Origin of the sequence: Paraburkholderia sp. BR10882, assembly GCF_040948855.1 — a bacterium.
GTDB classification, from domain to species: Bacteria; Pseudomonadota; Gammaproteobacteria; order Burkholderiales; family Burkholderiaceae; genus Paraburkholderia; species Paraburkholderia nodosa_A.
The window spans coordinates 290,805-310,938 of the sequence record NZ_JBFPKP010000009.1; the positions used below are offsets into that span (position 1 = coordinate 290,805).

Here is a 20,134-nt window from a genome sequence, read left to right on the forward strand (position 1 = left end):
ACCGGCCCTCCCCGGCGCGCCACGGCGGGATCAGTGTCGAGCGCCGTTGACCGTCGGTCTCATCGGCAGTAATGTGCGATTCCGTCAGCGCATACGGGGCGCCCTCGCCGTCGGTACGCTCCGCAATGAAGCCGGACTGATGGACCCCGCGTGCCGGGCCGGCGGTGACAACGAAAGGACTTCAGCATGACAACTAGTGCTCCAGGCGAAGACAGCCATGCCAGCGGCGCGCGCCGCGTGACGACTGGCTCGCCATTCGCGGTCGTCGGCATTGGGGCGTCTGCCGGCGGCGTCCCCGCGCTGGTCGACTTCTTCAGTAACGTGCCCGCCTCAATGGAGATGGCGTTCGTCGTCATTCTGCACCTCTCACCGGAGCACGAAAGTCATGCCGACGCGATCCTTCAACGGGCGACCTCCATGCCCGTGAAACAGGTCACCGCGTTGACGCGCCTGGAGAAGGATCACGTCTACGTGATCGCGCCAGGCAAGCAGCTGCACCTGTCGGACGGCTGCCTGAAGGTGACCGATCGCTACGAACATGACCGCAGGATTCTCACGATTGACGAGTTCTTCCGCACCCTGGCCGACGCCCAGGGCATGCGCGCCATGGGAATCGTGCTCTCGGGCACCGGTTCGGACGGCGCAGCGGGGCTCAGTCGCATCAGGGAAAGCGGCGGCGTGACGATGGCTCAAGACCCGAGTGACGCCGAATATCCGGAAATGCCTCAGCATGCCATCACGACCGGTCATGTCGACATCATCCTGCCCGCGGCTGCAATGCCCGGCAAACTCCGCGAATTAAGGAACAACGCCCAGCGGATCCACGTGCCCGAACTGGACGGGATGACGCCCGGGAAGGACGCACCGGATATTCCGCGAACCGGTGACGAACGCGCGCTCCAGGATATCCTCATGCACCTGCGAGTACGTACCGGCCACGATTTCCGGCATTACAAGCGCGCAACGGTGCTGCGCCGCGTCGAGCGGCGACTGCAGGTGAACGGGCTGACCGATCTCGAGAGTTATCGCAATTTCCTGCGTAGCACGCCGGACGAAACCAGTGCGCTGCTGGCCGATATGCTGATCGGCGTGACGCAGTTCTTTCGGGACCGGGAGGCCTTCGATGTTTTGCGGCACGCAGTGATCCCCGGTTTGTTCCGTACTGCCGCCAGCGATGGGCAGATCCGGGCCTGGGTTGCCGGCTGCTCGACCGGCGAGGAGGCGTATTCCGTCGCGTTGCTGATGGCGCAGGCGCGCGAGGCGGCCGGATCGGCTTCGGCGATGCAGGTATTCGCGACGGATATCGACGACGCGGCCATTGCGCGGGCGCGTTCAGGATCCTATCCCGAGTCGATTGCTGTCGACGTGCCCGCCGACCTGCTGCGACGCTACTTTACGCATGAAGGGGGGCGGTATGCCATTGTCAAGCCGGTACGTGAGCGCATTCTCTTTGCCGCGCACAGCCTGCTCAAGGATCCGCCGTTTTCCCATCTCGACCTGATTACGTGCCGCAACGTGCTGATTTACCTGGAGCGCTCGGTACAGAGACAGATCCTCGAACTGTTCCACTTTGCACTGCGCCCCGACGGCTATCTGTTCCTTGGGTCCGCAGAATCGGCCGATGCTGCCGATGATCTTTTCGCCGTCGTCGACAAGAAACATCGCGTTTATCGAGCGCGCAAGATCGTCAATCGTGCAAGGCAAGCTACGGCCTTTCCCTCGCTCGCGCAGGCGAGCGGGGTCCCCGAGGAGGTGCAGGCGGTCGCGGGAAGCGCAGTCCCGCCGCCTCCGGTCGAGCGCCGGAGCTTCTCCTTCTCCGCCCTGCACCAGCGGGTCCTGGAAGAATACGCGCCGCCGAGCGTCATCGTGGACCGTGATTCGGCGATCGTGCATCTATCCGACAACGCGGGCAGGTTCCTGCACCACGCCGGGGGCGAGCCGTCGACGAATATCATGACCGTCGTCGTGCCGGAACTGCGTCTCGATCTGCGTACGACATTGTTCCGTGCCCTGCAGACCGGAGCGAGCGTCGAGGCGAGGCGCGTGAAGATGGTCCGCGACGGCCGCCCGTCGTGGATCAACATGACTGTTCGCCCGTTCCATGATCAGGGCGTGAACGCCGACTTCTTCCTGGTGCTTTTCGACGAGGTGCAGGAACGCATGTCGGACGAAGGCGAAGCCGAGCAAAAGGGGCAGGACCCGGTTCTCATGCAGCTCGAACAGGAGCTGCAGCACAGCCGCGAGCAGCTGTCCACTACCATCGAGCAGTACGAAACTTCCGTCGAGGAACTCAAGGCTTCGAACGAAGAACTCCAGGCAATCAACGAGGAGCTCCGCTCGGCGACTGAGGAGCTCGAAAGCAGCAAGGAAGAGCTGCAGTCCGTCAACGAGGAACTCACCACGTTGAACTCGGAGCTGCACGCGCGTGTCGAGGAAACCGCCAAGGCTAACGATGACCTGCAGAACATCATCGTCTCGACCGAGATTGCGACCGTGTTTGTCGACAGGAAGATCCAGGTCAAACGCTTCACCCCGAGCGCCACACACATCTTCAAGCTGATCGAGTCCGACATCGGACGCTCGCTGTTCGACATCACGCACTCCCTGAATCACCCCACGCTAGCCGCGGACGTCAAGGAAGCCTTCGAGACGCTAAAGCTGATCGAGCGCGAACTGCAAAGCCAGGATGGGCGTTGGTATCTGATGCGTCTGCTTCCCTACCGAACGGCCGACGACCGTATCGACGGCGCCGTGCTCACGCTTATCGATATCACCGCGCGCCACGAGGCAGAAGAGCAGGCACGCATCGGCGAGCAGCGGCTGCGGCTCGTGGCGCAGTCAACCAACGACTATGCCATCATCGTTCACGATCGCGCCGGCAGCATTGTCAGCTGGAATACGGGCGCGGAACGGATCTTCGGCTACACCGAACGCGAGGTCATGGGCCAGGATATCGCGCTCATCTACGAGCCGGACGACCGCGACGCGCACGTTGCGGCGAGCCAACGGGAAGCCGCCGGCATTGAGGGCCGCGCTGACGATGAGCGCTGGCACGTCACCAGGGACCAGCGGCGCGTATGGTGCAGCGGCGTCGTCACGCCGATCGCCGATGCCTCCTTCACCGGCTTCGCCACGATCCTGCGCGATCTCACGCAGCGCAAGCAGCGCGAGGATGCAAAAGAGATCGCGTTGCTGCACGAACAGGAGGCAAGGCAAAGGCAAAGCGAATCGAACCAGCTCAAGGACGATTTCATTGCGGTCCTTTCGCACGAGCTGAAGCACCCGTTGAATCTGATAGGCATGAAGGCAGAAATATTGACGCGGCAGCCCGAGACCCGCGAGATCACGTTTGTGCGGGAAACCGCCGACGCGATTCGCCGTGCGGTTCGGGGCCAGGCGCAGATCATCGACGACCTGCAGGACCTGTCGCGGGTGCGCACCGGCAAACTGGCGCTGGAGCTGGAGCCGCTCGACATTGCCTCGATGCTGCAGGGCATCGCGGGCGCCTGCACACAGGATACAAGGGCGAAAGGCATCGACCTGTCGGTAACCGTCCCCCCACCGCCGGTTATGGTCCATGCGGATCGCACCCGCTGCGAACAGATCCTGTGGAACCTCGTTTCCAATGCGATCAAGTTCACCGGTGACGGCGGCAGGATCGAGCTGCGCCTCGCTCCTGAAGCGTCGATGGTGCGGATCGATGTGATCGACAGCGGCCAGGGCATCGCCCAGGAGGAACTCCCGCACATCTTCGACATGTACCGCCAGGGAATCCGCGGCCGCTCAAAGACAGGCCTCGGAATCGGGCTTGCACTGGTCAGGCAGCTGGTTGAAATGCATGGCGGGCGCGCGGTCGCCCATTCCGACGGTCCGGGCCTCGGATGCGCGATGACAGTGTGGCTGCCGGCCGTCGAAGCGGCAGGCGAGTCCGGCGCTGCAGCGCTACCGGCCGGTTCGCTCTCAGGTGTACGAGCCATGATCGTACTTGATGATCCGGATACCGCAGCCTCGTTGGGAAAACTTCTCGAACTGGAGGGCGCATCGACCGTGATGCTGGCTGGCGCAGACACGGTCCTGGCGGCACTGGAAGCAGAAGTCGTTGATGTCCTGATTTGTGACATCGGCAGCTCTGGCATCGACGCCGCCACGATCACCGCCCATCTGAGGTCAGATCCGCGGCTTGCGAATCTTCGATCTGTCGCGGTGACCGCGAACGACACCGAGGCGAACCGGCGCGCCGCACGCGAAACTGGCTTCGACGCGCATGTGAGCAAACCGGTCGACTTCCAGACACTGGTTCGGGTGCTCCGCGACCTCCTGCCAGCGCTGCGCCGGTAAAAAAGGGCGGCGTGCCTGAGCGCGACGCGGCCGCTGCATGCAGCGGTGTGCCGTTCCTGCCGGTCGCTGCACAGCGGGACCGCCAAATGCGCTCGCTAGAGGCATGGAACAACGTGACATTGTCGTCATTGGCGGCTCACGCGGTGCGTTCGGCGTTTTGCGCATGATCGCCGCCGGTCTGCCCGCCGATCTCCCGGCCGCCATCTGCATCGTGCTGCACGTTGGCAGGCACGATAGCGTGCTGCCTCAGTTGATGTCGAATTGGGGCCCCCTGCCTGCCAGCCATCCCGCCGACGGCGAAGCGCTCGAGAATGGCAGGATTTACATCGCGCCGCCTGACCGGCACATGCGGGTGTCGCAGGGGCGACTCAGACTGGATAGCGGAGCCGCCGAGAACTTCGCGCGACCCGCGGCGGATCCGCTATTCAGGTCGGCCGCGCTGGATTACGGAGCCCGCGTGGTCGCCGCCGTCCTTACCGGCGACCTCGATGACGGCGCGGCAGGCCTTGCCACCGTCCGGGCGCATGGCGGCTACTGCATCGTGCAGGATCCTGACGATTGCGAGGCGCATTCGATGCCCCGTTCGGCGCTTGCGGCCGCAGGCGCGGACGCTATCGCCGACGCGGCGCATCTGGCAGCGCGCATCGTCGCCGCAGTGCGCGGCGCTCCAGTGAAGGAGCCGCTCCCGATGTCCACGAACGACCTTTCTCTTGAGGCACGTCTGGACCAGCTTGACGTGCTGCAGCCCGAGGACCTCGACCGGATCGGCGAGCGCTCGCCGCTCGCCTGCCCGGAATGCGGCGGCATGCTATGGCGCGTGCTTGACGATCGGGTGCTACGTTACCGCTGCCACACCGGCCATGCATACAATGCACTCTCCCTCGAAGATGGCCATGAAAAGGCTGAAGAAAACGCGATCTGGACGGCCATACGGACGATCAACGAACGCATTGTCTTTGCAAGAGAGCGGCAGAAATGGGCCGAGCGCGTCGGTGACAAACAGCAGATAGAGATCGAACAGGCGCGCATCAACGAAGGGATGACGCTCCTTGACGCGCTCCGGCATGCGTTTCCCGCAACCCGCACTGACCGGCGGCCTTGAAGCCGATACGACTACCGAGGCATACCCGCGTAGTGGATAGACAACCTGCCGCTCTCCCATGCGTGCGGCCAATCGCGGTTATGACGCGAGCCTCGTTCGGCTCGCCTCACTCGCTTGCGATAGGCAGCTCCCGACCCATGCTGGCGCTGTATGCATCGCGCCGCGTCGCGCGATCAGCGTGTCGTATGCGGCGAGATAGTCATCGCACATGCGTTCGGCCGTAAAGCGTCGCTCGAATTCGGCGCGGCAGCTGTCGCGGGAAAGCGAAGGCAAGCGTGCTACCGCATCGACGGCCGCTTCCAATCCATCGACGATGAACCCGCTGACCCCATTGCGGAGGACCTCGGGCACAGCGCCGCGCCGGTTGGCAATCACTGGCGTTCCGCTCGCGAGTGCCTCGATCATGACAAGTCCAAACGGCTCGTCCCAGGTGATCGGCATCAACAACGCTTCAGCGCGGCTCAACAGCATCGTGCGCAACTCGCCGCCCACTTCCCCGAGATACTCCACGCAGCTGGCATGTCGCCTGAGCAGTGGACGCATACGATCCTCGAACCAGGCGCGCTCTCCCGAATGGACTGCTGCCGCCATCTTCAACGGCTTGCCGGATCGTCGGGCGATTTCGATGGCCGCGTCGGGCCCCTTGCCGGGCATCATGCGGCCCATCCACAGCAGATAGCCGTCGTGAACCGCGCTGGGCCTGAACAGATCGAACGGCAAGCCGTGCCCGATCGTCGAGAGCCAGTTCGCGTGCGGAGCGCCCTCGCGCTGCGCTTGCGACAGTGCGACGAGCACCGCGTCCCGCGATACATCCAGCAGCACGCCCAGATCTTGCGGGCGGATTACGCCGTGCAGCGTCGTGAGCGAAGCGACGTTCAGTCGGCACGCCAGCGGCAGATGCAGCGGTTCGGTGTGAAAATGCATGACGTCGAACTCGTGCGCTCGCGCGGCCACCCGCTCCAGCTGCGCAACATGGTGAACCAGTGTGTCGGTAACGTCCCGGTCGTGCCATAGGGCCCGCGCGCAGCAGGGGATGAGGGTGGCGTGAGTCTGCGAATCGCCACTCGCGAACAGCGTCACCTCGTGGCCGCGCTCGACGAGGGCTTCGGTCAGGTAATGCACGATCCGCTCAGTGGCACCGTAACGCTGCGGCGGTACGCATTCATAAAGCGGGGCGATCTGGGCAATACGCATGTCATTCCTTCGCAAGCGCTACCGGCACCGGGAAATGTCGGCGCACTAGTCGGGGCCTGGTACGCGGCGCGCGACTCGATGGATGAGGGGCGAACGGTTCCGACGCCACTGTGAGCGTCGGAGCGCGCACCCACTCGGTCGTGCCGGGCAGGACGACTTCACTGCGTCGAGCTCGCCTTCGGATGGGTCGTCTTCCGGTGGTGCATCGTCCCGCTCGACGGGCCAGAATTGCCCATGGTGTTGCCACCCTGGGCATTCGATTCCGTGGCCGTAGAGCCGCCGGAGTTGGGCGCGCTCATGCCTGTGCCGCCGCCACCGCCAGAGCCTCCTCCGGTGCCTCCTCCGGTGCCGCCTCCACTGCCACCTCCACTGCCGCCACCGCTACCCCCACCTCCACCGCCTCCGGCGGCGAATGCGCCACCGGAAAGCGCAATACAAGCCAGCGCTGCTATCAATTTAGACTTCGTCGTCATGTTTGCCTCCATTCCAATCGATTCGAAACTCAAGGGGTCGTCTCGCGACATCGACGCCGCCAGAGTCAAAGCCAGCGAGTGCGCCATGCAAAGCGCGGCAGTCGGCGTCCGCGGCGGCAGCAGTCACAATCCGCAAGGCACATGCCGGGTGACGGGGCCGGCGCATACGCACCACGCAGCCAGTCGACAATATGCTTCTGCGCTGTGGTCATTTTGAGTCTCCCTCAGGCGGCACCTCAACAGGGCTCTTGGGCCGGATGGCTGCCTCGCCAAGCTCGGCTCCCGTCTGCGGGTCAACGGCGGTCTCCGAACTCAGTCGCTCGCGCATGGCTTTCAGCGCGGCCTGCTGGCTCTCGTCCAGGTTGACCCACGCGTTGCCGTCGCCGCCATCAACCGCCGGTTCACCCTGGCGCATCTCCAGGCCGTTGCCGCTGTTCCATGGCGCGGCGATCGTTTCGCCTCCGTGCGACATCTTGTAGTAGACGTTGGCGAATTCGGCGACGGGCGGACGCTTTCCCGGCGGGAAGTTGCCCTGTATCGCATACAGGGCCTTCTCGAATGACTTCTGGTGCGAGACCTCGCGCGTCATCAGGAAGCCCAGGGCGTCACGGATACCAGGATCGTCCGTCACATTGATCAGCCGTTCATACACGATCTTTGCCCGTGCTTCCGCCGCGATATTCGAGCGCAGGTCTGCCGTCGGTTCACCGATGGTGTCGATGTAACCTGCGTTCCAGGGCACGCCTGCGGAGTTGACCAGCGGCGGCCCGCCACCGAACAGGACCTGCGTGACGTGGCTGTCGTTGCCAGCGCCGTTGAGCTTGCGGTAAAGCTCAGCCTGCTCATCTACGGCTTCGGCAAGCTCGCCCTTCGCACCCTTGTTGAGCATGGCGACGATCGACCCGATGATTTCCAGATGGCTGAGTTCCTCCGTGGCAATATCGAAGAGCATGTCCTTGCGGCCGGGATCTTCCTCGGCAACCGCCTGGGTGAAATAGCGCATCGCAGCGGCCAGTTCCCCCTGCGGCCCGCCGAACTGCTCGAGCAGCAGGTTGGCGAGACCAGGATTGGTCACGTCGACGCGGACGGTGTACTGCAGTTTCCTGTTGTGCATGAACATCAGGATCTCCCGGTATGACCGAAAAAATTACGCATTGCTAATCAGTCGTTGCCGCACGAAGCAGGCGCCGCTGCCGGGTCGCTCACCCCTTACCCGCCGCCTTCGCGTTGCCCGCCGACTCGGCAAACTTCGAGAGCTTCAGATCGGTAGCCTTTTCTTCCTCAAGCGTTTCCTTGAGCAGCTTCACCGCCTCGTCGTGACCGAGAAGCTTGCCCAGCGCACAGAGGCTGCCGTATGCCGCTATCTCATAGTGCTCCACCTTCTGTGCCGCCGCGATGAGGCCGGCATCGAGGACCGGGCCCTTTTCGATTTCCTCGATCAGTTCGTCGGCTTCCTCAATCAGGCCTTCCATCGCGACGCATTTCATGCGCTTCAGTCGCAATCCGGTGGATTCAACCGCCTTGTCGATGCGCTCGATCTGCCCGTGCGTTTCTTCCAGATGCGTCTTGAACGCTCCTGAAAGCTCAGGATCGCTGACCGTACGCGCGAGCTTTCCGAGGGCGCGGGTCAGCTGCTTTTCTGCGCTGTAGATGTCCGACAGCATATGGACGAACAGGTCGTCTACCGTCTTTCTCTGGCTCATGATCACCTCCGTGGTTTGGGTGATGCGCTTCACGCAACAGCCATTCCTGAGGGAGGGATTCTGGACGGAAACCGCGCGCTCGCCGCTTCTCTGCGCGGCTCGTCAATCGACGCCAAACGGGGGCGGCACGGCCAGCTGTCTCGCGGCATCACCGCTTGCCGGCGCCCCGACGAAGCGCGTAGCGCCGGCAATGCTCGAGATACTCCGCTTCATGGGCGACAGCCAGCTCGACCATGCTGCGCCAAAGCCACGATGGCGCGCCAGGCGATCCGGGCCGCCTCGCCTGCAGTTCATGCAGCCAGCTCCGGCGGGTCGGGGCATCCATCTGTCCCGCGTGCGCCTGCCCGACCACCAGCGCCAGGAAGTGTGCAGCTTTCACTGCGTCGGCTTCCGTGAGCCGGTCTGCGTCGATTTTGAGATCCTGTGGCATGAGCTCGCGGATCACAACCGCGCAGCCATCCAGACGGGCGGCGAGCATGCGGTCTCCAAGCAGCGGCGAGACGTGTCTGGCACCCTCCGCCACCCGCTTTGCGTTGTCGCGCGGCATCGTGGCGCCGGCGTGGCGAGGCGCCGCGGCGGCGGCGGCCTGCTTGATGTCGACAAGACAGGGCGGCCCTCCTGGAGAACACGTGCCGTCGATATCGAGCAGCACGGCATAACGCCGCCGCCCGAGGGAGCTGCATCCCTTTACCCAGAAGGCAGCGTCAAGGACGTCTATTTTCCCGCCGCCCCGCACAGCGCGGCCCAGCGCTTCCCGTACCGCAAGCCCTGACTGCGATTCGAACAGCGTGCGCACCGCCTGCGATTCCTCTTCGGACAGGGGCCAAAAACGTTTGCCAAGTGGTATGCGAGGCGCGACGCCGTCAATCGTCTGCCGGTCCAGCTTGCGCCACGAGCGGTGCAGCGCCTGCTTCATCGCAACCCTGACGACTGTCGGCCGTTCCGCGCGTTTCGTCTCGTCCGTGCGTGCGTCGTCGAACGCCTGTTCGTATCCGTCGATAAGCGCTTCAGCCATACGGCTGGTGATCACGCCGGGCAGATCCGCGCTACGGGCGGCGGTGGTCAACGACAGTCCCAGGCGCAGGAGATCGTGCACCGGGTTGCCGATGACGCTTTGATCCAGGTCCCGGATCTGGACTGCCACCCGCCCTGAGGCATCGGCCAGCGGGCCGAGATTGCCGAGGTGGCAGTCGCCGCAAATCCATACGGGAGGCCCGTCAGGCAACGTCCCGGATGCCTGGCTGTCGAGCCACGCATAAAAGCGGTCCGCGCTGCCGCGTACATACGCATGCGCTGATCGCGCCATCTTGCGCATGCGTAGATCCGCCAGGCGGGGCGCCCGCTCCTCCGGAGTCGGGACACCTTTTAGCGATGCTTTTTTCACGACTTCTCCCTCAGCGCAACACCGGCTGCACACGGCCGCTGGCGCGGCCTGAACCCCGGCGCGCAAGGACCGTGCCAGACGCGCCGAAGCGGCAGTCGGGATTCGGCACGGAAGTTGCGGGATGGGGCTATGCCGCAGGCTGCGGCTTCGAAAGGAGAGCTGCGCCGTGCCGGACGAAAAGGATCTGGAACAGGACCATCTCGAGCCCGAGGCCGCGGTCACCGACCGCACGGAACGCTCGTGGCTGTCGCGCCTCGGCCCCGGCCTCGTGACCGGCGCGGCGGACGACGACCCGAGCGGCATCGGGACGTACTCGCAAGCGGGTGCGCAGTTCGGCTTTACGCTGCTATGGACGCTTCTGCTGTCCTATCCGCTCATGGTCGCCATCCAGATGACGAGCGCGCGCATCGGCCGCGTCACGGGCAAGGGACTCGCCTCGAACATGCGCGCGTTCGGTCCGAAATGGCTCGTCGTCGTGCTGGTGCTGCTGCTGGCCGTGGCCAATACCATCAACATCGCAGCAGATCTCGCCGCGATGGGCGCGGCGATCCATCTTCTTGTTCCTGGCCCCGAGCATCTCTATGTCGTTGCCATTGGCGTGCTCTCGGCCATCCTTCAGATTTCGCTGCCCTACGAGAGCTATGCGCGCCTTCTCAAATGGCTGACCCTGGCGTTGTTCGCCTACGTCGCGGTCGCGTTCGTCGTCCCGGTCGACTGGACAAAGGTCGCCGTCTCACTGGTCTGGCCGCGCGCCAATATTTCTGGCGAGTATCTCACCACCGTTGTGGCCGTGCTTGGTACCACCATCAGCCCGTACCTGTTCTTCTGGCAGGCGTCACAGGAAGTCGAAGAAATGCGCTCGAAGCCTGGCGAGCGGCCGCTGCGATGGATTTCATCGTTCCGGGCGTATCGGCACATTGACCGGATCACGGCTGACACCTGGATCGGTATGGCCGTCTCGAACGGAGTGGGATTCTTCATCATGCTGACGGCCGCCGCGACGCTCTACACGCATCACATGAAGATCCAGACATCCGCCGATGCAGCGAGAGCCCTCGAACCGGTTGCAGGCCATCTGGCGGCATACATCTTTGCCGCCGGCATTGTCGGCACAGGCCTGCTCGCGCTGCCTGTTCTGGCCGGCTCCGCGGCGTACGGGGCTGCTGGCGCGTTCCGGTGGCGCAGCAGCCTTTCTCTGCACCTCACTCTTGCGCGTGAGTTCTATGCCGTCATCGCCCTGGCCATCCTCGGCGGCACCGCCATCACGTTCTGCCACCTCGATCCGGTCAAGGCGCTGTACTGGAGTGCCGTCGTCAACGGACTGGCGGCCGTGCCTGTCATGGTCGTGGTCATGCTGATGGGTACCAACCGGCGCGTGATGGGCAAGTTCGCGATATCCGGGCTGCTGAAAGCGGGCGGCTGGATCGCAACGGCATTCATGGCGGCTGCGGCCGTGGGCATGTTCATTCCCGGCTAGTGGACAACGTTGCAGTGCCGCGAGAGTGGGTGAAGCGTCAGGAAAGTGCCCCGCGCAGGTCGTCAGCCGTATAGGGCTTGCGCAGTTCGCGCCATGAAAAAGGCAGCTGGCCGGTTGGGGGAACGCTCGAGCCCGATCCAAATATCACGCGAATATGGGGCCGTTCGCGCACGGCTTTCAGGGCGAAATCCACGCCTGACATGCCAGGCAACGAGATGTCCGTCAGCAATACGTCGAACTCCTGCTTGCGCAGTGCCTCGTCGGCGCTCTCGGCCGATTTGTGCAACTGAGGGCAATGCCCAAGCATTTCGAGCAGTGCGCCCACGGCATCGGCCGAGCCCGCGTCGTCGTCGACCACCAGTACGCGCAATGAGCCGGGGGCCAACCCTTGTTCGCGCTCGCCTTCCTCGACCACTTCGAGATCGATGCCGGGCGAGCCAAGCAGGCGGCGGATCTTCCGCGCCAGCTGGTCGCGGCTGTACGGCTTGCTGAGGAGTTCAACGCCCTCGTCCAGCCGCCCGCCATGCACGATGGCGTTCTGGGTGTACCCGGAGGTGAACAGCACCTTTAGCTGAGGCAGCGTCTCGCAAGCCTGCCGCGCCATGTCCGGACTCTTCAGCGGACCCGGCATCACGACGTCCGTAAAAAGCAGGTCGATATGCACGCCGCTACGGATGATGGCCAGCGCCTGTTGTGGGTCGTCAGCCTTGAGCACCGTGTAGCCAAGGCCGCCCAGCATGTCGACAACGGTCGATTGCAGCTTCGCATCGTCTTCCACGACGAGCACGGTTTCCCTGCCACCGCGCAGCGGTGTGCTGACGGGCGACGGACGCTCGATCGCACTCCCCATCGAGCGCGGCAAATACACCTTGACGGTAGTGCCTTGGCCGACTTCGCTATAGAGTCGCAAATGGCCGCCGCTCTGCTTGACGAAGCCGTAGACCATGCTCAGACCCAGGCCTGTTCCGTAGCCTTCCGGCTTTGTCGTGAAAAACGGGTCAATCGCCCGCGCCAGTATGTCGGGGGACATTCCCACTCCCGTGTCCGTCACTGCCAGCAGAACGTATTGTCCCGCTGGAACGTCCTGCAGTCCGGCCACATAACGGTCATCGAGCATTGTGTTGCCGAGTTCGAGCGTCAGCCTCCCGCCGTCGGGCATCGCGTCGCGGGCGTTGATCGCAAGATTCAGAATGACGTTTTCGAGTTGATGGACGTCCGCATAGGTGTTCCACAGACCACCGGCCACGACGGTTTCGACCTGGATGGTTTCGTCGAGCGCGCGGCGCAGCATGTCGTCCATGTTGCGCAGTGCCGTTGCCAGATTGATGACAACCGGCTGTAACGGCTGCCGCCGCCCGAACGCGAGCAATTGCGAAGCGAGCTTGGCCCCGCGCTCTACGGCGTCGATCGCCTTGTCGAGGCGCTCCTGTATCTGGCTGTCGCGACTGAGCCTGCTCTCGATCAGCTCGAGATTCCCGCGCACGACCTGCAGCACGTTGTTGAAGTCATGCGCGACACCGCCAGTGAGCTTGCCAATCGCCTCCATTTTCTGCGACTGGTACAGCGCCATGCGCGTTTCGTCGAGCGCGCGTTCCGTCTCGCGCTGCTCGGTAACATCCCGCGTGATTTTCGCGAAACCGGCCAGCGCACCGTCGTTGTCGCGAATCGCATCGATGACTACATGCGCCCAGAAGCGGCTGCCGTCCTTGCGCACACGCCAGCCCTCGGATTCGAAGCGACCCTCGCGCGCGGCCGTTTCGAGCCCGCGCTGCGGCAGCCCTGCCGCGGCATCCTCGGGCGTATAAAAACGCGAAAAATGGGAGCCGATGATTTCAGGTGCCGCATAGCCCTTGATTCGCCGTGCACCCTGGTTCCAGTTTGTAACGCGCCCATCGGGCGACAGCATGAATATGGAATAGTCCGTGACGCCGTCTACCAGCATCCGGAATCGCCGCTCGCTTTCGACCACCGCGTCGTGCGCCCGCTTCTTGTCGCTCATGTCGCGCACAATCTTGCCGTAACCAAGCAGTTGCCCGGCAGGATCGTGCAGTGCCGTGAGAATCACACTTGCCCAGAAGAGACTCCCATCCTTGCGCGAGCGCCAGCCTTCGGCTTCGCTGCGACCGGTTTCCCGTGTCTCGCGCAGTACGTCCTCGGGTACACCGTCGCGACGGTCCTCGTCCGTATAGAAGATGGATAGTGGACGCCCCAGAATTTCCTCGGGGGCATATCCGTAGACCGACTCGCCGCCGGGATTCCAGCTCGCAACGCGTCCGTCGGTCGTCAGCGCAAAAATCGCATAGTCGGAAGTTGAGTCAATCCATCGGGCCGCCCAGTCTGTCGTCTCCCAGACTACGGTCAGCTTGTGCGATTCGGCCATACTGGTCCCCTCTTTTGCACGAATGACGTCCCCGCACTGCCTGAAGCGCGGCGCAGCCCGCCGCGCTTCGCGCTTCGCGACGACAGTCGAAATGGCACCTTCGCCATTTTGCATGCTGTCGGCAAGTCGATCCGTTGCATTTCGTCGACGCGCCGCCCACGCGCCCTGATTTCATCGCCGTGCCGGGACGGAGTTCGCTGCACGGCTACGTAAAGGATGCGGCACCGGAAACCCGGCGAGAGAAAACTGTCATCCAGGCCGGCGCTCGGGTTGCGCCGCACGCGCAACCCCGGCCCGTTGGGCGGCATCGCGACACACAGTTTGCACCAGTTTGAAGGCGGGGCGCCTCAACGAAAGCGAACGCGCATGCCGTGATCCTGGATCAACCGGGTGGCATGTGAACGGGAACACAAGCGCCAGGTCACGACGTGCAAGCTCTGCGAGACTATGCGAGCGACAGCTCCGTCACGTCAGCCAGACGAGATGCAAACTGGTTTGCAGGTGCCAGTCCTGAGAGGCACTCTCACGCCAGAACAATATTCCCATATGTTGGGATATCTGGCACGATGGAATGGTGTCCACCCAAGGAAACCGCTCATGCGGCCCACGTCGAGCGTACCGGGAGTCGTGCACTTCGCTCACGCCTGCATCCACCCTCCGTCTAAGGTGGCGCTCTCACGACTTCCGGACCGACGACGGGGGTGCCACTCGTGACACCCAACAGGTGGCTGCTTCTCGGCGTATTGCTGCTTGTCGCATCGATCGCCGCACTGTTCATATGGCACTGATTGCGCGTCTATTGACTCGCAAGGATGCGCCTCACATGGCTTCGGGCGTCGCGGCGAACGGGCAGCTTGTCCAACATGCGTCGCGAGGTTCGCAAACGTTCCGATCAATCAAACATCACCCATCCCGGCATTGCGGAAAGCGCAGGAACTCGGGCTGGCTGATGGTACGGCTTCACAGGAGTCCGAACGTTTTCCTCAAGCTTGAATCGACGGGGCCGGTGGGCATAAAGCGTCGCAATTTTCTCAACAGAGAGGCCTCACCCGCCGGTGTGCGACGCATGCGCCAGCTCCCAAGCGCCGCTTCGACAATCGTGTTCGCTACGCCGTCGGGCGCGGGGGCGCCTTTGACACTCTTGACGACTGCGCTCGATGCAAGGCTACGCTCGCGATCATAGGCGGCGATTTTCGAGCTTGCCAGAGGGGCGTTGGTGTCCAGGTTGGTCCTGGTAAAGGACGGTTCGACCAGCGTTGCGCGTATGCCGAACTGGCGCACCTCATGGTCCAGGGTCTCGGTCAGCCCTTCGACGGCATGCTTGGACGCCGAATAGAGACCCATGTAGGGGGCGGGAAGGAAGCCAAGCACCGAACTGACATTGACGATCCTTCCGCCACGCTGTTCCCGCATGTGAGGGAGTACCGCCTGCGTCGTGCGTAGAATGCTGAATACATTGGTATCGAACAGCGACACGGCCTCGGCAGCCGAAGTTTCCTCCACGGCACCGATCAGGCTCATTCCCGCATTATTGACGAGCACATCGATTCGCCCGGCGAGTTCGATGACGGACTGGATTGCGGCCCGGACCGATGCATCGTCGCGAACGTCCATCTCGACGAGCTCGACGCCGGAGACAGGCACCGCTGTTGCGATGCTGCGCACGGTACCCAATACGCGGCAACCCCGGCCGGCAAACTTCTCGGCGGTGGCGCGTCCGATACCCGATGACACCCCGGTCACAACGACAACGGTGGATTTCGACATGAACAGCTCCCCTCAGGTGAAATTGATGATGTTTTAAGTGCGCGCGTCGAGCGCATCCTGTGTCACCGGTTCTGAATGCGATGACTGGTTATCCCGGCTCTTGTGCGAACCCGCGGAAGTGCCGGGGCGGATCTTGAACCAGATGGAATACATCGCCGGCAGGAACACCAGCGTGAGAATCGTCCCGGCGAACGTACCGCCGATCAGCGTGTAGGCGAGCGTTCCCCAGAACACCGAGTGGGTCAGCGGGATGAAGGCGAGGATCGCCGCCATGGCCGTCAGGATCACCGGGCGGGCGCGCTGCACGGTGGCTTCGACAACCGCATGGAACGGATCCAGCCCGGCATGTTCGTTCTGATGAATCTGCCCGATCAGGATCAGCGTGTTGCGCATCAGGATGCCCGACAGCGCGATGAGGCCGACCAGCGCGTTGATGCCGAAAGGCTGCCGGAACAGGATCAACGTCGGCACCACGCCGATCAGGCCGAGCGGGCTCGTCATGAACACCATCACCATCGCGGAAATCGAGCGAACCTGGAAAATGATGATGACCAGCGTGATCGCCAGCATGATCGGGAACAGCGGCAACATGGCGGTCGTCGCCTTGCCCGATTCCTCGATGGAGCCCGCCTGCTCGATGCGATAGCCGCCGGGCAGCTTCGCGATGATCGGCTGAAGCTGCCGCGTGATGGCCGTTGAGACGTCCGGTGGCTGCAGGTTGTCGGCAATGTCGCCGCGTACCGTGATCGTCGGCACGCGATCGCGCCAGCGCACGACCGGCTCCTCCATGCGCACGTCGACCTTGCCCACCTGCGACAGCGGGATGCGCTGCCCGTTGGCCCCGGCCAGCGTGAAGTCGCCGAGCCGGGCCGGGTCGAGACGCACATCGCCGGCCGAACGCGCGATGACCTGCACGCTTCGAATATCCTCACGCACCGCGGTGACGGGCACGCCGGTGAGCAGGAACTGCAGTTGTTGCGCGACGGCGCTGGAGGTGAGCCCCACCGCCTGCAGACGGTCCTGCTGCAGCGTGAAGTGCAGCGTGGGCGAGCGCGTGCCCCAGTCGGTGTTGACCGTGCGCATCATCGGACTGGCCTCCATCACCTGCTGAACTTCAGCCGCGATTGCGCGCAGCTTGTCCGGGTCCGGACCGGTGACGCGATAGGCGACGGGAAACGGCGAATACGGCCCGAACACGAGTTGCGTGACCCGCACGCGCGCTTCCGGGGCGAGACCGTCGGCGATGGCCTGACGCAGTCGCTGCTTCAACGCGTCGCGCTCGTCCTGGCTGTCCGTGCGGACCACGATCTTGGCGAACGACGGATCGGGCAGCTCCGGCCCCATGGCCAGGTAAAAGCGCGGCGCACCTTGCCCGACATAAGCCGTGACGATTTTGGCTTCCCTCTGTTTTGCCAGCCACGCCTCCACCTTTTCGGTCGCGGCGCTGGTTTGGGAAATGGAGGTGCCATAGGGCATCTGCACCTCGACCAGCACTTCAGGACGGTCGGAGATCGGGAAGAACTGCTTCTTGACCACGCCCATACCGAGGATGGCCAGGGCGAAGAGGCCAACGACCGAACCGGCGACCAGCCATTTGTGCGCGATGACACGCGTGAGCAGCTGACGGAAGCGGTTGTAGCGGGGCGTGTCGTAGATCGCGTCGTGGCCGCCTTCGACCTGTTTGAAGTCGGGCAGCATCTTCACGCCGAGGTACGGCGTGAAGACCACAGCGACGACCCAGGATGCGATCAGCGCGATGCCGACGATCCAGAACATGTTGCTCGTGTATTCGCCCGCGGTGGACCGTGCGAAGCCGTTGGGCATGAAGCCGACCGCCGTCACCAGCGTGCCCGAGAGCATCGGCGCGGCGGTGTGGCTCCAGGCATAGGCGGAGGCGGCCACGCGGCTATAGCCTTCTTCCATCTTCACCACCATCATTTCGATGGCGATGATCGCGTCGTCGACGAGCAGGCCCAGCGCCAGGATCAACGATCCCAGGGTGATGCGGTCGAAGTTCTTGCCTGTCGCGGCCATGACCACGAACACGATGGCCAGCGTCAACGGCACGGCGGCGGCCACCACCAGGCCCGCGCGCCAGCCCATGCTCACGAAGCTTACGAGCATGACCACCAGCAGCGCGGCAAAAAACTTGAGCATGAACTCGTCGACCGCCGAATGAATGTTGACGGCCTGATCGGTGACCTTGGTCAGGCTCATTCCCAGCGGCAGCCCGGCATTGATTGCGCCGACCTCGCTGTCCAGTGCCTTGCCGAGATCGAGCCCGTTCCAGCCGTCGCGCATGACGATGCCGAGCAGCAAGGCCGGTTCGCCGTTGTTGCGGATCATGAAGGTTGCAGGATCTTCATAACCGCGCTCGACAGTGGCGATGTCCGACAGCTTCAGCGTGCGACCTTGCACGACGACGGGCGTATCGCGGATCTTCTGCAGCTTGTCAAAGGCGCCGTCCAGGCGAATCAACACTTCCGGTCCTTTGGTCTCCACGGAGCCGGCTGGCGTCAGGGCGTTCTGGCCATTGAGCGCGGCGAACACGTCCTGCGGGCCGACACCGAGCGTTGCCAGCCGATCATGTGAGAACTGGACGTAGATGCGCTCGGCCTGCTCGCCGATGATGTCGACCTTCTTCACGCCCGGCACGTGCAGCAACCGCTGGCGCAGCGACTCGGCGTCGCGCACGAGCCGGCGTTGCGGTTCGCCCCTGGCCTTGAGCGCAAAGAGTGCGAAGGTGACGTCCGCGTATTCGTCGTTGACCATCGGCCCGATCACGCCAGCCGGAAGGTTGGCGGCTTCGTCGCCGATTTTTTTCCGGGCCTGGTAAAACTCCTCCTGCACCTCCGACGGTGGGGTGCTGTCGAGCAACGTCAGCGTTGTGAAGGCGAGGCCGGGCCGCGTGTAGGTCTCGGTCCGGTCGTACCAGCGCAGCTCCTGCATGCGCTTTTCGATTTTCTCCGCGACCTGATCGTGCATCTCCTGTGCGGTGGCGCCAGGCCACGCGGTGACGATGGTCATCACCTTGATGGTGAACGCCGGGTCTTCGGCGCGACCCAGCTTGAAGAAGGACAGGAGTCCGGCCAGCGAGATCAGGCAGATCAGGAACAGGGTGATGGAGCGCTCGCGCACGGCGAGCGCCGACAGGTTGAATCGGCCTTCGCTCACGGACGTGCTCCCCGGTTCGCCACTACGACGCCCTGGCCGGACATCCGGACCTGTTCGCCTTCGCGCAGCAACTGGGCGCCTAGCGCGACGACGCGCTCGCCCTGTTTCAACGTACCTGACACGCGAGCGCTGTCGTCGTCCAGGTGAAGGACCGTGACCGGCCGCCATGCAACCCTGGCCGGCTCGCCGTTGACGACCCACACGCCGGGCCCTTTGCCCGCGTCGAGCACCGCACCGATCGGCACCTGCAAGCCGCCCTGGAGCGCCACGCGTGCGTCCGGTATCTCGATCGTGACGGTGGCGCCCAGCGGCGCGTCGGCCAGCGCACCCTGCAGGACATAACGCGCTTCGAAAGTGCGGGTACGTGGATCCGCCGTATCCGAGAGCTGGCGCAGCGTGGCTGGCACGCTCACGCCGCTGTTGCCGAACAGGGTGGCCTGGGCGACCGAACCGATGGCGGGGCGCAGGGTTTCCGGTAGCTGGATGACAGCCTCGCGGCGCCCGGCGTGGGCCAGGCGCACCACGGGTTGTCCGGCGCTGACGACCTGACCCGGCTCGGCCAGCGTTTCCATCACGACGCCATCCCCGTCCGCCACCAGCTCGGCATAGCCCGTCGCGTTGCGCGCCACGTCGGCGTCAGCCTCGGCCGCGCTGAGCTGCGCCCTGGCTGCATCGGCGGCCGCCTTGGCCTGGTCGTAGGCCGAAGCCGAGATCGCACCCGTGCCGCGCAGGTCGCGATAGCGCTCCTCATCCTGCGCGGTCTGCTGCGCCCGTGCCCGTGCAGCGGTGACCGCCTCCTGCCGGGCCTGCGCGGCAAGCTTGAGGTCGATGGGGTCAACGCGCATCAGCAGCTGGCCGCGTTTGACGGTTTGCCCGGCATCCACCAGCCGTTCCAGCACCTTGCCGGAGACGCGAAATCCCAGGTCGCTTTGCACGCGTGCGGCGACGGTTCCGGTAAACGAACGGGATGCGGGAATCGCGGCCTCGGCGATGGCGGTGCGCACCAGGGGCGTCTCGGTGCGCGGATCGGAAGGCGCTTTGTCGCCGCAGGCGGCTAGCGCAAGTGGCAGTGCGTAGACGACTGCAGAGGTAGCGAGGCGACGCCGGAGCATGAAAGTCCCATTGATGGAGGAATCGGGGCT

Annotated in this window: 11 protein-coding genes; 3 read left to right on the top strand and 8 right to left on the bottom strand. The window is 64.1% G+C overall.

The window, feature by feature from the left end; genetic code table 11:
- The first annotated feature begins 186 nt into the window (after positions 1 to 186).
- Positions 187 to 4,338 carry a CheR family methyltransferase gene (locus tag AB3X99_RS23885; RefSeq protein WP_368618339.1) on the top strand — a complete coding sequence of 1,384 codons (4,152 nt, stop codon included), beginning with the start codon at positions 187 to 189 and terminating at the stop codon, positions 4,336 to 4,338.
- 103 nt (positions 4,339 to 4,441) lie between these two features.
- The gene (locus tag AB3X99_RS23890; protein WP_368602780.1) at positions 4,442 to 5,440 is read left to right on the top strand and encodes a chemotaxis protein CheB; all 999 of its coding nucleotides are present in this window, start codon (positions 4,442 to 4,444) and stop codon (positions 5,438 to 5,440) included.
- Between the two features lie 78 nt (positions 5,441 to 5,518).
- Here AB3X99_RS23890 and AB3X99_RS23895 read toward each other — a convergent pair whose 3' ends face one another.
- The 4 genes from AB3X99_RS23895 to AB3X99_RS23910 all read right to left on the bottom strand — a co-directional run bounded on the left by AB3X99_RS23895 (position 5,519) and on the right by AB3X99_RS23910 (position 10,194).
- Positions 5,519 to 6,634, bottom strand: a complete 1,116-nt coding sequence (locus tag AB3X99_RS23895) for a glycosyltransferase family 4 protein (protein ID WP_368602781.1) — start codon at positions 6,632 to 6,634, stop codon at positions 5,519 to 5,521.
- A gap of 681 nt (positions 6,635 to 7,315) precedes the next feature.
- The gene (locus tag AB3X99_RS23900; protein WP_368618340.1) at positions 7,316 to 8,227 is read right to left on the bottom strand and encodes a manganese catalase family protein; all 912 of its coding nucleotides are present in this window, start codon (positions 8,225 to 8,227) and stop codon (positions 7,316 to 7,318) included.
- A gap of 82 nt (positions 8,228 to 8,309) precedes the next feature.
- Positions 8,310 to 8,810, bottom strand: a complete 501-nt coding sequence (locus AB3X99_RS23905; RefSeq protein WP_368604743.1) for a ferritin-like domain-containing protein — start codon at positions 8,808 to 8,810, stop codon at positions 8,310 to 8,312.
- A gap of 148 nt (positions 8,811 to 8,958) precedes the next feature.
- A complete protein-coding gene (locus AB3X99_RS23910) occupies positions 8,959 to 10,194 on the bottom strand; it encodes a DUF2252 family protein (protein WP_069263053.1) in 1,236 nt (411 codons plus the stop codon).
- Positions 10,195 to 10,378: 184 nt separating this feature from the next.
- Here AB3X99_RS23910 and AB3X99_RS23915 point away from each other — a divergent pair, with 184 nt between their 5' ends.
- Positions 10,379 to 11,671: an Nramp family divalent metal transporter gene (locus AB3X99_RS23915; protein WP_069263492.1), complete on the top strand. Its 1,293-nt coding sequence runs from the start codon at positions 10,379 to 10,381 to the stop codon at positions 11,669 to 11,671.
- A gap of 37 nt (positions 11,672 to 11,708) precedes the next feature.
- On the opposite strand, the gene AB3X99_RS23920 is transcribed toward AB3X99_RS23915, so the two are convergent.
- The 4 genes from AB3X99_RS23920 to AB3X99_RS23935 all read right to left on the bottom strand — a co-directional run bounded on the left by AB3X99_RS23920 (position 11,709) and on the right by AB3X99_RS23935 (position 20,104).
- Positions 11,709 to 14,051 (bottom strand): PAS domain S-box protein, encoded by a 2,343-nt coding sequence (locus tag AB3X99_RS23920; protein WP_368618367.1) that lies wholly within the window; start codon positions 14,049 to 14,051, stop codon positions 11,709 to 11,711.
- Between the two features lie 960 nt (positions 14,052 to 15,011).
- Complete coding sequence (locus AB3X99_RS23925) at positions 15,012 to 15,818, bottom strand: oxidoreductase (RefSeq protein WP_368618341.1); 807 nt, start codon at positions 15,816 to 15,818, stop codon at positions 15,012 to 15,014.
- Between the two features lie 33 nt (positions 15,819 to 15,851).
- Complete coding sequence (locus AB3X99_RS23930; protein WP_069263050.1) at positions 15,852 to 18,992, bottom strand: efflux RND transporter permease subunit; 3,141 nt, start codon at positions 18,990 to 18,992, stop codon at positions 15,852 to 15,854.
- Positions 18,989 to 20,104, bottom strand: coding sequence for an efflux RND transporter periplasmic adaptor subunit (locus AB3X99_RS23935; protein WP_368618342.1), 1,116 nt, complete (start codon positions 20,102 to 20,104; stop codon positions 18,989 to 18,991). The genes AB3X99_RS23930 and AB3X99_RS23935 overlap by 4 nt, the downstream gene beginning before the upstream one ends.
- Positions 20,105 to 20,134: the final 30 nt, after the last annotated feature.

Coding starts and splice junctions, on each gene's coding strand:
- AB3X99_RS23905 (WP_368604743.1), bottom strand. CDS start 8,810: ATGAGCCAGAGAAAGACGGTAGACGACCTGTTCGTCCATATGCTGTCG.
- AB3X99_RS23900 (WP_368618340.1), bottom strand. CDS start 8,227: ATGTTCATGCACAACAGGAAACTGCAGTACACCGTCCGCGTCGACGTG.
- AB3X99_RS23885 (WP_368618339.1), top strand. CDS start 187: ATGACAACTAGTGCTCCAGGCGAAGACAGCCATGCCAGCGGCGCGCGC.
- AB3X99_RS23920 (WP_368618367.1), bottom strand. CDS start 14,051: ATGGCCGAATCGCACAAGCTGACCGTAGTCTGGGAGACGACAGACTGG.
- AB3X99_RS23925 (WP_368618341.1), bottom strand. CDS start 15,818: ATGTCGAAATCCACCGTTGTCGTTGTGACCGGGGTGTCATCGGGTATC.
- AB3X99_RS23890 (WP_368602780.1), top strand. CDS start 4,442: ATGGAACAACGTGACATTGTCGTCATTGGCGGCTCACGCGGTGCGTTC.
- AB3X99_RS23895 (WP_368602781.1), bottom strand. CDS start 6,634: ATGCGTATTGCCCAGATCGCCCCGCTTTATGAATGCGTACCGCCGCAG.
- AB3X99_RS23935 (WP_368618342.1), bottom strand. CDS start 20,104: ATGCTCCGGCGTCGCCTCGCTACCTCTGCAGTCGTCTACGCACTGCCA.